The 14145-nt window shown below is 42.3% G+C and carries 13 protein-coding genes, 4 tRNA genes and 1 pseudogene; 5 read left to right on the plus strand and 13 right to left on the minus strand.

Going from position 1 to position 14145, the window contains the following annotated elements; translation table 11 throughout:
- The first annotated feature begins 516 nt into the window (after positions 1 to 516).
- From L2764_RS22980 to L2764_RS22995, 5 genes and pseudogenes are all read left to right on the plus strand, one after another.
- Positions 517 to 807, plus strand: a complete 291-nt coding sequence (locus L2764_RS22980) for a hypothetical protein (RefSeq protein ID WP_248942658.1) — start codon at positions 517 to 519, stop codon at positions 805 to 807.
- Complete coding sequence (locus L2764_RS22985; protein WP_248942659.1) at positions 804 to 1040, plus strand: hypothetical protein; 237 nt, start codon at positions 804 to 806, stop codon at positions 1038 to 1040. The genes L2764_RS22980 and L2764_RS22985 overlap by 4 nt, the downstream gene beginning before the upstream one ends.
- 538 nt (positions 1041 to 1578) lie before the next feature.
- A pseudogene (locus tag L2764_RS28360) lies at positions 1579 to 1803 on the plus strand (IS6 family transposase); the annotation flags it as partial.
- 138 nt (positions 1804 to 1941) lie between these two features.
- Entirely contained in the window at positions 1942 to 2727 is a 786-nt protein-coding gene (gene panB, locus L2764_RS22990) for a 3-methyl-2-oxobutanoate hydroxymethyltransferase (protein WP_248942660.1), read from the plus strand.
- A 368-nt stretch (positions 2728 to 3095) separates the two neighbouring features.
- Positions 3096 to 3449: a zinc ribbon domain-containing protein gene (locus tag L2764_RS22995; protein WP_248942661.1), complete on the plus strand. Its 354-nt coding sequence runs from the start codon at positions 3096 to 3098 to the stop codon at positions 3447 to 3449.
- Positions 3450 to 3757: 308 nt separating this feature from the next.
- Here L2764_RS22995 and L2764_RS23000 read toward each other — a convergent pair.
- From L2764_RS23000 to L2764_RS23055, 13 genes are all read right to left on the minus strand, one after another.
- Positions 3758 to 3843, minus strand: a tRNA-Leu gene (locus L2764_RS23000).
- A gap of 83 nt (positions 3844 to 3926) precedes the next feature.
- Positions 3927 to 4000, minus strand: a tRNA-Cys gene (locus L2764_RS23005).
- 56 nt (positions 4001 to 4056) lie between these two features.
- Positions 4057 to 4132 (minus strand) — tRNA-Gly (locus L2764_RS23010).
- Positions 4133 to 4624: 492 nt separating this feature from the next.
- The gene (gene pgsA / locus L2764_RS23015; protein WP_248942662.1) at positions 4625 to 5173 is read right to left on the minus strand and encodes a CDP-diacylglycerol--glycerol-3-phosphate 3-phosphatidyltransferase; all 549 of its coding nucleotides are present in this window, start codon (positions 5171 to 5173) and stop codon (positions 4625 to 4627) included.
- Positions 5174 to 5371: 198 nt separating this feature from the next.
- On the minus strand, positions 5372 to 7201 hold the full coding sequence (gene uvrC / locus L2764_RS23020; RefSeq protein ID WP_248942663.1) for an excinuclease ABC subunit UvrC: 1830 nt from the start codon (positions 7199 to 7201) through the stop codon (positions 5372 to 5374).
- A gap of 124 nt (positions 7202 to 7325) precedes the next feature.
- On the minus strand, positions 7326 to 7970 hold the full coding sequence (gene uvrY / locus L2764_RS23025) for a UvrY/SirA/GacA family response regulator transcription factor (protein WP_248942669.1): 645 nt from the start codon (positions 7968 to 7970) through the stop codon (positions 7326 to 7328).
- Between the two features lie 676 nt (positions 7971 to 8646).
- Positions 8647 to 8737 (minus strand) — tRNA-Ser (locus L2764_RS23030).
- Positions 8738 to 8883: 146 nt separating this feature from the next.
- Positions 8884 to 11238 carry an Ig-like domain-containing protein gene (locus L2764_RS23035; RefSeq protein WP_248942664.1) on the minus strand — a complete coding sequence of 785 codons (2355 nt, stop codon included), beginning with the start codon at positions 11236 to 11238 and terminating at the stop codon, positions 8884 to 8886.
- Positions 11239 to 11247: 9 nt separating this feature from the next.
- On the minus strand, positions 11248 to 11814 hold the full coding sequence (locus tag L2764_RS28065) for an Ig-like domain-containing protein (protein ID WP_248942665.1): 567 nt from the start codon (positions 11812 to 11814) through the stop codon (positions 11248 to 11250).
- 66 nt (positions 11815 to 11880) lie between these two features.
- Positions 11881 to 12615, minus strand: a complete 735-nt coding sequence (locus tag L2764_RS23045; protein ID WP_248942666.1) for an Ig-like domain-containing protein — start codon at positions 12613 to 12615, stop codon at positions 11881 to 11883.
- Positions 12616 to 12652: 37 nt separating this feature from the next.
- Entirely contained in the window at positions 12653 to 13552 is a 900-nt protein-coding gene (locus L2764_RS23050; protein ID WP_248942667.1) for an Ig-like domain-containing protein, read from the minus strand.
- A 15-nt stretch (positions 13553 to 13567) separates the two neighbouring features.
- Positions 13568 to 13741 (minus strand): OmpA family protein, encoded by a 174-nt coding sequence (locus L2764_RS28365; protein WP_376708476.1) that lies wholly within the window; start codon positions 13739 to 13741, stop codon positions 13568 to 13570.
- The gene (locus tag L2764_RS23055; RefSeq protein WP_248942668.1) at positions 13742 to 14062 is read right to left on the minus strand and encodes a hypothetical protein; all 321 of its coding nucleotides are present in this window, start codon (positions 14060 to 14062) and stop codon (positions 13742 to 13744) included.
- Positions 14063 to 14145 lie beyond the last annotated feature (83 nt).

Genomic DNA, 14145 nt, shown 5'->3' on the forward strand with positions numbered 1-14145 from the left:
TCATCGGGATCAATTAAAACTCGGAATGTAGATAGTGCCTTGGGCACGGACTTAAGCCCTTTTAGGGCGTCACCCAAATAAGCCTCCGGCTTTGCCGGAGGTCAGTTAACTTAAAAAATATTTTTCAAACTAATGCACTGTAAGAAGTTTCTATTACGACAATATTAACCGAAAAACATCATACCAAGGATATTATTTATTCATTACCGTATAAAAATCAATGCATTATGATTAAGCTTTATCATCAGCCTGTCAAGCCCATCCCATGCCGCACAAATTTTTCCCAATCCGCCTGATCTACCCATTATCAACCCTCAATGTTTACCTGTCGAAGCATTAACCAACAGTGAAATACCCTAACTCTGTTTGGCTAAATTATTAGCTTATTAGCTTATTAGCTTATTAGCTCACAGTGGCCCACAGTGGCCCACAGGTCCTCAAACGCTCACATTCTCTGCACAAAAAAGCCCTCTCCCAGCAGGAACACCTGCACCGGAGTTTCTCGGCAATCTCACCATGGAATCTTATTTTCAAGAAGATCATTCTGGCGGTGGTGCAGGCTTAACCAATGGCGGGGGAATGGAATCAAGCTTTACTGCGGATAATTTTAATAAATCCAGCTGTATAGGCTGCCATAGGTTATCAGCCACTACCCCTCAATTTGTCGACCATCCCGATGATTTTTGGTATACCGACTACAGTTCAGTCTTTTTTAAAGCGCAAAAACATGCTAATACCACAACACATAAAAAACAACGCCACCAGTCAAATCAGTTAAAACCGCCAAATAAAAAGGACGCCACATGAGCAATGCCATCACATGGAACAACCAAGTTAAAGATTACTTCACTCAAATAGACATAGGCTGTATGCGAAGTAACCGCCTAAACCTTGCATCTTATGAAGATGTCAAAGCCAATGCTGCTGATATTCACAGTAGAGTTAAATCCGGCAATATGCCTAAAGGTGGAAAACGTTGGCCAGATTCTCAAATCATCAATTTTGAACAATGGATGCTAGACAGTTTCCCAGAAGATTAATATTATCAATACATTAAATTCATCGTTAAAAAAGCAGGCTACTTGTGATCTCACACAAACAGCCTGCTTGAACGCATGACGGATCACCCAAATCAGCCTAAATATAAGCTCAATATCATAAACGCCAGACTGATCATGGATCATTGACTCGCGGTATGTTGATTATACTTCACCACTCTTTGAGAAATCACGATCAAAGCCAGTCCAAGTAAGAAGATCACAACGTCAACATACTGAGTCCATTTAAAATAACCTCTACTTGCATAAAAGTTCATAATATTCCAGCATCCAGTAATGTGAATTTTACAAGAGATAAACCTGTCCTATTTATTCTGTGCATAATAAAAGAGTAAGTGCCTGAGATGAAGTTATCCGGCATTTTGTTTGATTTTTAAGCTCCCAAAGTATACCGATTACCTGATAACACATGAGTTTCTGCTTTCTAAAGGGCTAAATTCAACCTTTGAAAACTTTTACTTAAGTACTTACCAACAATCTATAAAGAAACAAAAAGTAAACCTGCCCCGCTTTACAATAATGCCTTAATAATGGCATAGAGTCCGATCATGCTCCTATCACAAACTCATTAATGCAGCGGGTGGTCCCAGCGAAGAAAACAGACATGATCAACCTTCAGGGTTTTGAATTTCTGCGAATACTCAATAAAAGCCTGTTTAGCTGAGATAAACGGAACGCCTTGGTTAGGGAGCGATCCGCCTTGATTAACCGGTTGTTCAATATAGAGGGGGGTTTCACCCGATGATTTGCTCACAATAGAGCAAAGTTCACCCTAGCCCATTTTTTGCAACAGCCACATTGAACCAATAATCGCCAAATATAAAACCATTTGCTATATTGCGGTCTCCTTGAATGTTTCTGTTTTAAATTATGGATATAAAATATGAAGATGCTTTCTAGTGATTTGCTAGCAATGAAGGACAAAAAACCAATTTCGATGTTAACAGCATACACTTGCCCTATTGCTAGGTGTCTTGAACAATCTGGGGTCGCAGTGATCCTAGTGGGTGACACTGTCGGCATGGTTGAAATGGGGTTTGAGAGTACAAGAGAAGTCACCATTGAGCACATGGAATATCACGTTGGTGCTGTTAGACGGGGGGCGAAAAACACTCACATTATTGGTGATCTTCCTTATATGGCAGATAACGATCCCAATACTGCTCTGATAAACGCTCAGCGCCTAATAAAAGCAGGAGCAGATAGCGTGAAACTCGAAGGGGCGAAGCTTGATGTTATTGCCCACTTAGTGTCTAGCGGTATACCCGTGGTTGGTCATACAGGGCTAACACCTCAAACAGCTAAAAGTTTTAAAAAAGTTGGCAATACTAGCAGTGAAGCTGAAAAAGTAACTGTCGATGCTAAAAAGATCCAAGCAGCAGGCGCCTTTATGATCGTACTTGAACATATTCCTTATACTTTGGCAGATCAAATCACCCAAGCCTTGTCGATACCCACTATTGGCATCGGTGCGGGTTCCAAGTGTGATGGGCAAGTACTGGTCATAAATGATGCTTTAGGATTAGGTGATTATTGGCCACCTTTTTCCAAACAATATGGCAAGATAAACGAGGAGATCACCAAGATTGCCAGAGAATACTGCTATGAAGTTGAAAGTGAAATGTTCCCAAATAATATAATCCAGTTTACTGGGACAGAAAATCGTTAATTATCACAAAACCATCAGTTTGAAACGGTAACCTAATCGACTGTCTCCCAGTGGTAGCCCCTGTTATCACTGGCCTTGTGACCTTTATCTAACCCTCAATACTGTAGCCCTATTGTTCAAAATTCACTTTATTCACAGTTTAATGCCTGCTTTCCATACTTGATTTGACCAGAAAAATAGAATGTAGGTAGCTTTATTATACGTCAGTGAGCTTATTAGCAATCCCGCCTGTAGTTCCAATAAATTACATTCACTACCGTATCTGCCCATCCAATGTGTTCATGACCAAAACTAAAAACCACTCTCAACCCCATATTCGCTAATTTTGACTAAAATAGAGGAACAACCTCAGACATAGAGAACATGTCATGGTACGTATTCAGTGCAGTCAATGCCAACACCCTATCTCAAACGAAGTTACTACTTGCCCCCAATGCGGCCACCCGAACGAGCAACAGCCATTACCCGAAGTAAAAAGAAAAGTCTCATGGATGCTGTTTCTCGGGATAGTCTTCCTGCCTTATATTTTTGTTTGGTTCATTCTACGAAAAGGCTATAAACTCACCACCCAAGCCATCGCATTAGGCTGGCTGGCCTTCATGCTGTATACCCTAACCATAGAATTTTATGAGATAGCTTATCCTCAAATAGTCCCAGAACAACAAGTCATCAGTTATGAGCAAACAACTCAATTAAACGATGCCACTTCACATCATTACTGACATGGTCTCAACTTGAAAAAACACACTCGCTTTAATGCTGTTAATCACCAGTGTGAATAAAAATATGACCATCGGGGAGGCAGAGTGAGGTTTTACGTAATTAAACGGTTCTAACGATAAACAGGGATAGTTAACTGGCTGTTAAACTTATCATTAAGTACACATATTACTAGAGGGTAGTGAGAAGGTCATCAATCTTCATAATAACACTAGATAATGTTCAATCAACAACAATGAATAAAAACCAAATTTCAGATAAAAAAAAGCACTGACTCATGTCAGGGCTTTGATACTCTTTACAATAAAGATGGTACCCGAGGCCGGACTTGAACCGGCACGCCTATTAAGCGAGGGATTTTAAATCCCTTGTGTCTACCGATTCCACCACTCGGGCAAAACTGGATGAATAAGATGATACGTATTATCGGTAGTTAATACTGTGAGGTCAAATTGACACCACTCATCTTACTCTAAATATGGAGGCGCGACCCGGAGTCGAACCGAGATCGACGGATTTGCAATCCGCAGCATAGCCATTCTGCCATCGCGCCAATTTTTATTGCCGCTATTTCAATACTTAGCTCTAAAAAGAGGCTAATTGAAATATTGGAGCGACATATCGGGTTCGAACCGATGACCTATACCTTGGCAAGGTATCGCTCTACCAACTGAGCTAATGTCGCCTAACTTTCATTGAATTATTAGCAACTGATAATAAAGGGTATCTTACTTTCACCTTTATCAACTGAGCTAATGTCATCTAACTTTTATCGCGTTATTAGTAACTGATAATTAAAGGTATCTTACTTCCCTCTTTATCAACTGAGCTAATGTCGCCTTGGACTCTTATAAGGCATGCTGAACAAACCTTGCTTGCTTCACTTCGTCTTTAGTACGGGATGGAATTCTACCGATTTGCGCCAGAGAGTCAATTACCAATTTGATGATAATTAACTGACTGCACACAAAATCAACGACGAGAGAGTTTTATAGCCAAATGAAGGCACAATGCAGAATTTAAACCGGCTCAAAACGTTGAAATAGCATCAGGTAAGATAAAATAACGAGGGATAAACCAGAACAATAAGAAAAGAAAACTAAGCAACAAGAAAAATAACCTTGATGCTCGAACAAACAGAGGCTCAACCCCGTAAACCTCTGTCATGCATCTAAGACTACTCAGCTGTCAAATCACTCCAGGCGGCGCGAATATAACTGATCATGGACCAGAAGGTCAGTATGCTGGCGATGTAAAAAAGAGCATAAGCCATATAGATAATAATGTCATTCGGTTGCCAAATTAAACCAATGATCGCAATCATCTGTGCCGCTGTTTTATATTTTCCAATCCAAGAGACCGCCACTTTACCTCGTTTACCAATTTCGGCCATCCATTCCCGTAGCGCTGAAATCACAATTTCACGGCCAATCATAAATAGCGCAGGTAGGGTTAACCAAATATTATTATATTTTCCCACTAATAAGACTAATGCGGTGATCACCATGATTTTATCGGCAACAGGATCGAGAAAAGCCCCAAAGCGAGTCGATTGTTTTAATTTTCTGGCCGCATAGCCATCGAGTGCATCAGTTAATGCCGCCAACCAAAAAACAAAGGCCGCAGCAAAAGGCGCCCAAGCATCAGATAAATAGAAAAACACGACAAAAACAGGCAGTAGTAATAACCTGAACAGAGTTAACGCGATGGGTACATTAAAGGGCATTGATAAAACCTATTATCTAAAAAGCAGCGTTAATCTTGCCTTAATTTTAGGGCCCCCGCAATGCATACTCAGGGATAATTAACGCTTTGCCTCATTTCTAACCATGTTTCACTGATTCAGTGAAACGCTATAAACCTCAATATCACTTGAGATCTTATCTGTCATAACCACAAATCGCTCACTACGAGTCCAAACATATTACACTCGAAGTGAGTCATGAATAAGCTGAGCCATATCAATACTGATCCCTGGCACCTTAGCCAACTCTAACACGCTGGCCCCCTTCACACCTTGCAGGCCCCCTAAATATTGCAATAACGCTTTTCGCCGCTTAGGACCCACACCCGCTATCAATTCTAACGTTGAAGTGTTACGGGTTTTTTGACGTTTATTTCGATGCCCTGTTATCGCAAAGCGATGAGACTCATCACGAATATGTTGAACAAGGTGCAAGGCACCTGAATCATGCGCCAGATTAAAAGAAGCTTCAGTCGTGCCATAAATTAACGTTTCAAGCCCAGGCTTGCGCCCTTCTCCTTTTGCCACCCCTATGAGCATAGGTGGGTTATCAAAATGTGCACACTTTTCATCAACCACCCGCTGCGCAATACGTAACTGACCTATTCCGCCATCGATAAATAAAATCGTTGGCACTTTACCGCCCGGTTTTATTTTATCAAATCGTCGGCTAATGGCCTGTTTCATCGCGGCATAATCATCGCCCGGTGTGATCCCAGTAATATTGTATCGTCGATAATCGGCTTTATGAGGGCCTTCACGATTAAACACCACACAAGAAGCGACCGTACTCTCTCCCATCGTATGACTAATATCAAAACACTCCATTCTTTGAATCGCTTGAGTTGTTTCCAAAGCCTCTTCCAATAAACTAAAGCGCTGCTCAACCGTATTCTTATGTGACAGACGTGTATTGACCGCATGAGTTGCATTGGTTTGCGCCAGTTTTAAAAAGCGCGCCCGCTCCCCCCGCACCTGGGTTTTTATCTGCACTTTTTTATCCAATGCCACTTGAATAGCTTGCTCAAACAAAGCAGTTTCGTCAAAATCACTGCTTAATAAAATCTCTTTTGGCACACTGCGTTGACTTTGCCTATTAAGGTAAAACTGTAATACAAATGCGTGTAATACTTCAGATAATTCTGTTTTTGCGGGTACGCTGGGATAATAACTGCGACTGCCGAAAATTTTACCCGCTCGAATAAACAATAAGTGAAAACACGCCACACCTGACGCATAATGCGTACCAATCACATCCATATCACCAGAGGCATTCGACACTTCTTGTTGCTCTGCTACCCGCCTTAATGCCGCAATTTGATCCCGCAAGCGTGCCGCCGTTTCGTACTCCATGTCCAATGCCGCTTGATTCATTTTGTCCACTAATGCCGCGGTAACTTGTTTGTCTTTTCCTTTTAAAAACAAACTGGCTAAATTCACTTGTTCTTGATAGTCAGATTTACTGATCTTATCGACACAAGGGGCGCTGCAACGCTCAATTTGATACTGCAGGCAAGGACGTGAACGCGATTTATAATAAAGATCATCACATTGTCTTATGGGAAAAAGTGTTTGCATTAAATGCAAACTTTCTCTGACTGCGCCGCCATTAGGGTAAGGGCCAAAGTATTGCCCTTTTTCGCGTTTAGCCCCTCGGTGATAAGCAAGCCTCGGGTGTTTATGCTGACTGAGTAAAATATAGGGATAGGACTTATCATCTCTTAACAAGACATTATATTTCGGCATATATTGCTTAATATAATCATTTTCTAAAATTAACGCATCCGTTTCACTGTGGGTGACAGTCACATCAATATGAACAATATGAGACACCAATGCTAGGGTTTTAACATGGGTAATATTTTTTCGGAAATAAGAAGAGAGGCGCTTTTTTAAATCTTTGGCTTTGCCGACATAAATCACCGTTTCGCTATTGTCATACATACAATAAACACCCGGCGCGGAACTCACCGTTTTTAAAAAGTCGGTTGCATTAAATTCACCCACCATGATTATTGATTTTCATCCTCTCACCCAAAACTGACAATCTTGTACTTAACCCAAACCCCTTGAAGAGGATTTGGGTATCAAAAGCGCTTAACCTAACATCAACTCAATATAGTACCGACCCCGTCTAAAACTGACCCGTATCGAGCATTTTATAACGGATGGCTAAACGTGTCAGCTCAACATCACCACCAATACCTAATTTAGCAAATAAACGATACCGATAGCTATTAACGGTTTTTGGGCTTAAATTTAGTTGCTCAGAAATATCACTGACCTTTTCACCATTGGTGATCATGATCATTATCTGTAATTCCCGTTCAGACAGTGACTGAAAAGGATTCTCTTCTGTCGGATTAAACTGACTCAATGCCATCTGCTGAGCAATTTCAGGAGATAAGTAACGCTGCCCATGGGCCACTTGCCTAATGGCTTGTAACACTTCCGGTGGTGTGGCCCCTTTTGTTAAATAACCCGACGCCCCTGCCTGCATAACTTTAGAAGGAAACGGCTCTTCAGTATGGATGGTTAATACAATAATTTTGGCGTGCGCTTGATAACGCAATATTTTACGTGTTGCTTCTAATCCACCTATCCCTGGCATGTTCATGTCCATCAAAATAACATCTGCTTCATTTTGACGACTCCATTGCACCGCTGTTTCACCATCACAGGCTTCACCAACGACTCTAATTCCACGTTCATCTTCCAAAATACGTCTGATACCCGTTCTAACCAGTTCATGATCATCGACTAAATATACAGAAATCAAATTATCTCTTCCTTCCGACATAAACGTGCCGAGGCAAAAGCCTCAAAAAATAAGTTATCAGTAATTTATCCCATCTATTATGAATTAGAAAGGAGAATTTACCAATTGCTAACCATATGAAATACAATAAAAGTACGACTCGAAAACTTAGCGGGAAATTCATACAAAATTCACCATCACCGCCATTAAAAATGGGCAGTCAAAGGAGGATTCCCCCATACGTTTCAGTACAAGGCCCCCCATACCGCCGTTTTAGATGCGACTTTTTTTATCCGCGAACGACTCTATAAAAAAAGAGGGAAACGAAATTAATAAAGCGACTCAAATAAAATAAACCTAAAAAAGCAATAGAATGAAAACTCAGTCTATTATTATCACGCGATTCCATCATGTAAACTTTAGAGACATAAAAGCAACCTATTAAAGTTGCTTTTTTGTTTTACTCTCATCCAGAGATAGCCATTTGTAACCCTAGATGGAGACGCTACAAACCCATGTTATTTTCACCTGAATTCTAGATACAAACAAACCACCATTTCTGATGAGCTTTTTCTTAATATGACCCTGAGATAAAAATTTGGAACCCTACATGAACGTACTACAAACCCATGTCATGTTGCCTGAATTCCAAATGCAAAAAAGGCAACCCTAATGGGTTGCCTTTTTTGCATTTATATGGCGGAGAGATAGGGATTTGAACCCTAGATGGGCTACAAACCCATGCCGGTTTTCAAGACCGGTGCATTCGACCACTCTGCCATCTCTCCGAACGACCGAGATAATACCTTTGCGCTTAGCTGCTGTAAATAAAAAAATGCGTTAAGTAAGCGAGTTTGATTATTTTACCACCGCTATTGCTTTGATTTATCCCCAAACCGTCTGAAAACGGGATTCAATAGCTTGAAGGGTCACTTTAATAACCATTATATAAAGGACATGAATTAGCAATAATTTTTGTCACCTTAAATTTCTCGCCATTAATTGTCTTCCACCCCGATTGTTGCTGAGCCGAAACCTGGCAACCACAACCTGAATGGGCCTTCAGTGTCACATCGAGTCCTGCTAAATCGGGGCGTAAACAGTAGGCGTATTGATTGTTTTTCCGACTTAATGTCGGGCCATCTCCATAGGTATTCGCCGTACCACTTATTAGCGTCTTACTGTCATTAAGTTCCGAATAACAATCTAAAGGGTAAGAACTTTTGGACTTAATCGTTAACCCTGTCACATCAGTAAAGCCTGCGCCGTCTTGATATGTTGCGCTAATATCGATGCTCCCCTTCGTTAAATAAGCCCTGGTGATGCCCTTTTTATCAATGGTGGCAATCGTTGGATCACTGCTGATCCAAGAGGTTTTACTATCACTACTCGCATTATAAGTTGTGTCATTACTATAAGTGACTGTCGCCGTAAATTGTTTCGTTTGCCCTTGATAGCTGCTGCCATTAACAGGCGTTACCTTCAAGGATTCAGGGACTGCTGATGTCACCGTTAACACCGCGTTACCACTCAGGTCATTGCTCGTATCCGTTGCGATCACATTCGTACTGCCATTAGTGTTTTTATTGGCCGTCACTAAACCTTCATTCCCTAAAGTACCCACAGTGGCAAGGGTGCTGTTATCACTGATCCAATCGATATTGGTATTATTCGTCACTTCTCTTGTCACCCCGTCACTGTAGGTCATCCACGCTTGAAATTGTTGCGTGGTCCCTTGCGCAATACTGGCAACGCTTGGGATAACTTCCAGCAAAGTCGGAACAGGATCCGCAACAGTTAAGATACCACTGGCCTCAAACGGGACATTATTATCAATGAACTTAGCTGTAATAGTGACATCACCCGTTCCTTCAGAAAAGAGGGTGGAGGCCAACCCTTGGTTATTGACTGAAGCAAGATAATCATTACTGCTAGACCAAGAAATATCATACAGGGTCCCATCACTCACATCTCCCACACTGCCATCGCTGTAAGTCATCATGGCATAAAACTTTTGAGTATATCCCATCGGGATACTCGCAACACCGGGCGAAGTGGCCAAGTTCATTGGCACAGCGGGCGTCACAGTCAAACTCGCACTGCCTTCCTCTGGCACACCATTATCTAAAAAATGGGCCGTAACAGTGACCTCTCCCACACCTTGCTGACTGTTCGCACTGGCAACACCCTGCTCATTAATCGTTGCCAGTAGGCTATTATTGGTTGACCAAGACAAAGCCGGATCGCGAGTAAAATCAGCCGTCGTATTGTCGCTGTAAATCACCGTAGCGCTATATTGCTGAGTCTTGCCCTGTGCAAGGCTAACAATTGTAGGTGACACGACTAAACGTTGCGGTGTTGCCACTGTAACCGTCATAATCGCAGAGGCTTCGACAGTCACATTAACATCAATATAGGTCGCTTTAACTTCAGCATCTCCAAGTTGCTGTTGGCGATTGGCTGTGACTAACCCCGCATCATTAATATTGATCAAACTGTCTGAATTATTTATCCAAGATACCGTTGTCGTCACATCACTACTGGTATTATCACTGTAAGTCACCGTTGCTTTAAGCTGCTGGGTTGTGCCTTGGGCAATATTAACGGTAGTAGGCGTGATCACTAATTGAGTTGGAATAGCTTCTGTGACTGCAATCTTCATACTGGAATCAACATTCACACCGGTATAAAGATACGTCGCCAGTATGGTCACATTACCACTTTGTTGATTGATATTAGCCATTAACAAGCCTTGCTCATCCACTTTCGCCAATGCCGTATTCTCACTCACCCAAGAAATACCGCTATCTTGGCTCACATCCGCCGTCGTATTATCGCTATAAGTCACCGTCGCAATCAAAGGCATATTTTGCCCTTGGGCAAGACTGTTTTTTTCTGATGAGAGGGTTAATTGAACCGGGATAGCTTGAGTGACAGAAAACGTCATACTGGCTTGAACTCGAGCATTGGCATCAATGGAAGTCGCACTCACCAGTGCTTCACCGATATTGCCAAGACTGTTTGCCGTCAGCCCCCCTTGACAGTCCACGCTGGCGACAGAATTTGCATCACTGACCCAAGACGTGTCATGAAGCGTGCCATCACTCACATTCACCACACTCTTATCACTGTAAGTCACCCTCGCATTTATTTGCGTCGCTTGTCCTTGAGCAATACTCTGTTTCAGCGCACTTAACACCATGCTCACAGGAATAGCTTGTGTCACTGAAATCGTCAAACGGCTATCCACCGTCACGCCCACATCAACGAAAGTGGTGGTAATGCTCACCTCCCCTGTTTACTGCTGACTATTGGCAACTAATAATCCGTTATTGGTCACTATCGCTACGTCATTATTGTCACTCAGCCAAGATGTATTCACTGTACTGCCATCGGTCACATCGGCAGTGGTATTGTCGCTATAGATCACTATAGCCTTCAGTTGCAGGCTTTGTCCTTGCGCAAGATTGGTTTTATCACTGGTGATCACCAATTTAACCGGTACTGCTTCTGTTACCGATAAATTTAACGTACTTTCAATCTGTACACCTGCATCCATATAAATGGCTTTCACTGAACCTTGTCCTACTAATCCATTGATATTCGCTGTCACAAAACCTTTAACATCCACTGTCATTAACTCATTTGAGTCACTTATCCAAGAAGTAGCATTTTGCGTACCATCAGTCACACTTGCAGTGGTATTATAGCTGTATGTCACAATGGCACTCAACTGACTGGATTGCCCCTGAGCAATACTATTGACATCACTATGAACACTCAGTTGGATCGGTACTGCATCCGTAATCGATATCATCGTTGAATCAACCACCTTAGTTGCCACATCCATAAAAGTGGCAGTCACAGTGATATCACCTAATTGCTTTTGACTATTGGCGGTTAACAAGCCGCTATTACTGACAGTCGCCAGTTAATTATCACTGCTAATCCAAGATATGGCATTTTGATCCACATCGGTGACATCAGCCGTAGTATTATCACTGTAAGTCACCCTCGCCGTTAACTGAGTGTTCTGCCCCTGCGCCACTTGGCTTTTAATTGTACTCACCACAAGCTCAATCGGCACCGCCTCACTCACTGTTAATAGCCGACTAGCACTAATTTGTTGATCAACATCAGTATAGCTGGCAGTCATTAACACATTACCTGTCAATTGCTGACTATTAGCAGTCACTAGCCCAGTGTTAGTTATGCTCGCAATCGTGCTTGCATCACTGTTCCAAGAGAGTTTAGGGCTGTTCTTTATACTGATACTGGTATTATCGCTGTAAGTGATTTTTGCACTCAGCTGCGCCGTTTGCCCTTGGGCAATATTGCTTTTTGTCGACAAAACCACAAGATCAACAGGAATAGCTTGAGTAATCGATAAAGTTGCGAAATTAGTGATCGTGATAGCACTATTTTCTGTACTAGCGCCTTGAGAGATAAAAGTGGCCGTCATACTCACATTACCCACAAATTGAGTGCTATTTGCCGTCGCCATTCCCGTATCAGCATTCACCGTCGCCAAACTCATATCACTACTCACCCAAGAGGTATTGGTATTACGAGTTACATCCACCACGGTGTTATTACTGTAAGTCGCCAACGCGGTAAAGCCTTGAGTCATTCCTTGAGCAAGCGTGCTAGATGTTGGCGTCACCATGAGTGAAATCGGAATAGCATCGGTGAGGTACTCGCCCCTATCGACACTCCAACGCTGGTGTAAGCACCTTTAAATCCACATTACCATTATTCTCATAACTGGCAGTAGCGAGTCCATTACTCTCTATTGTGGCAATATCGACATTACTGCTTTGCCATAACATCCTATTACTGGTACTCACATTAATTTGTGTACCGTCACTATAGGTGGCCATTGCCACAAAAACCTGCTCAGTCCCTTGAGGAATACTGATCGATTTAGGGGTGATCACCAACTCAATAGGAATAGCATCGGTCACCGTTAACTGACTTTGGCCACTCACCACGTTATCATTTACACTGAATGTCGCCGTTACACTGGCTGAACCATTCATTTGTGTATTCGCCGTTAGCAAGCCTTGATTATCAACAGATAACAGAGCACTATTACTGACTTCCCAAGCAATATTGTCGCTATTACTGGCATCAAAAGTCGTCCCATCACTATACGTCACAGTTGCCGTTAATAGGGTTATACTGCCTTGAGGCAGGCTCAAAGATGTTGGCGTAACCACTAATCCAGTTGGCACCGCTGGACTCACCATTAATGCTACATTCGTGGTTTGATCTTGAAACAAAGCCGACACCTTCTCAGTCTCATCATCACTATTAATCCCAGTCGCGACCCCTGAAGATGAGATGGATGCGCTCGAAGGATCACTCGTACTCCAAGTCGTCTGCTCGGTCACATCTAAGGTAGTATTATCGTTATATATGGCCGTTGCAGTGTAAGCTTGTGTCGTCTCTTCTGGGATCACTGCACTGGTCGGCTCCACCTGTAAAGCAATCACAGAGGGACTTTCAAATGTTGCCGTCTCACTTCCACCACAACCCACTAAGAACAACACAATAAATATGCCTGCACAAAGCAAACGGCAACACCCCAGGATAGCGTTCATCTCGATCACCTTAAATTAGTTTTGAATAAAAGTTACTGAAACACGGCGATTTTTCTGGCGTCCACGCTTTGTACTGTTAGTCGCTACGGGATAAGACTCACCTTGAGCAGAACAATCTATACGCGCGGCAGGCACACCATAAGCCATTAACAGATGCTTAATAGAAAGCGCTCGCTGCTCTGAAAGTATTTAGTTATAAGCCTTTGCCCCTTGAGAATCGGTATGACCAACGATCAACACTTGGTAATCTTGATTAAGCACTAGCTGTTTTTGGATCTGCGATAACAGTGCTATTTTCTCTCCCCGATAGGTTGAATAACGCAGATCAAAAGGCAATATATACTCGACTTTACTTGGTGCCACGGATTGAATAGACGTTGTTGAATAAATCGATGCTGAAGAAGTGATATTTGGGTAGGGATCGGAAAAACGATATTTCACTTCAAACAAAACACTAGCCGAGCCATGATCCACGATATTAGTCAGGGCGGGATCGCACTTTGTTAACAAAGATTGAATCTGCTGAATTACTGTGATCTAATCGCACCTCACTTTCTGAGAGGTAACCCAATGACCCTGATCGAACACCTTAC

The organism is Shewanella surugensis (genome assembly GCF_023284005.1).
Taxonomy (GTDB): domain Bacteria; phylum Pseudomonadota; class Gammaproteobacteria; order Enterobacterales; family Shewanellaceae; genus Shewanella; species Shewanella surugensis.

Excerpts from the sequence above, each read along its gene's own strand:
- L2764_RS22980 (WP_248942658.1), top strand. The coding sequence starts at position 517 with ATGGAATCTTATTTTCAAGAAGATCATTCTGGCGGTGGTGCAGGCTTA.
- L2764_RS22985 (WP_248942659.1), top strand. The coding sequence starts at position 804 with ATGAGCAATGCCATCACATGGAACAACCAAGTTAAAGATTACTTCACT.
- panB (WP_248942660.1), top strand. The coding sequence starts at position 1,942 with ATGAAGATGCTTTCTAGTGATTTGCTAGCAATGAAGGACAAAAAACCA.
- L2764_RS22995 (WP_248942661.1), top strand. The coding sequence starts at position 3,096 with ATGGTACGTATTCAGTGCAGTCAATGCCAACACCCTATCTCAAACGAA.
- pgsA (WP_248942662.1), bottom strand. The coding sequence starts at position 5,173 with ATGCCCTTTAATGTACCCATCGCGTTAACTCTGTTCAGGTTATTACTA.
- uvrC (WP_248942663.1), bottom strand. The coding sequence starts at position 7,201 with ATGGTGGGTGAATTTAATGCAACCGACTTTTTAAAAACGGTGAGTTCC.
- L2764_RS23045 (WP_248942666.1), bottom strand. The coding sequence starts at position 12,615 with ATGGTGACGCCAACATCTAGCACGCTTGCTCAAGGAATGACTCAAGGC.
- L2764_RS23050 (WP_248942667.1), bottom strand. The coding sequence starts at position 13,552 with ATGAACGCTATCCTGGGGTGTTGCCGTTTGCTTTGTGCAGGCATATTT.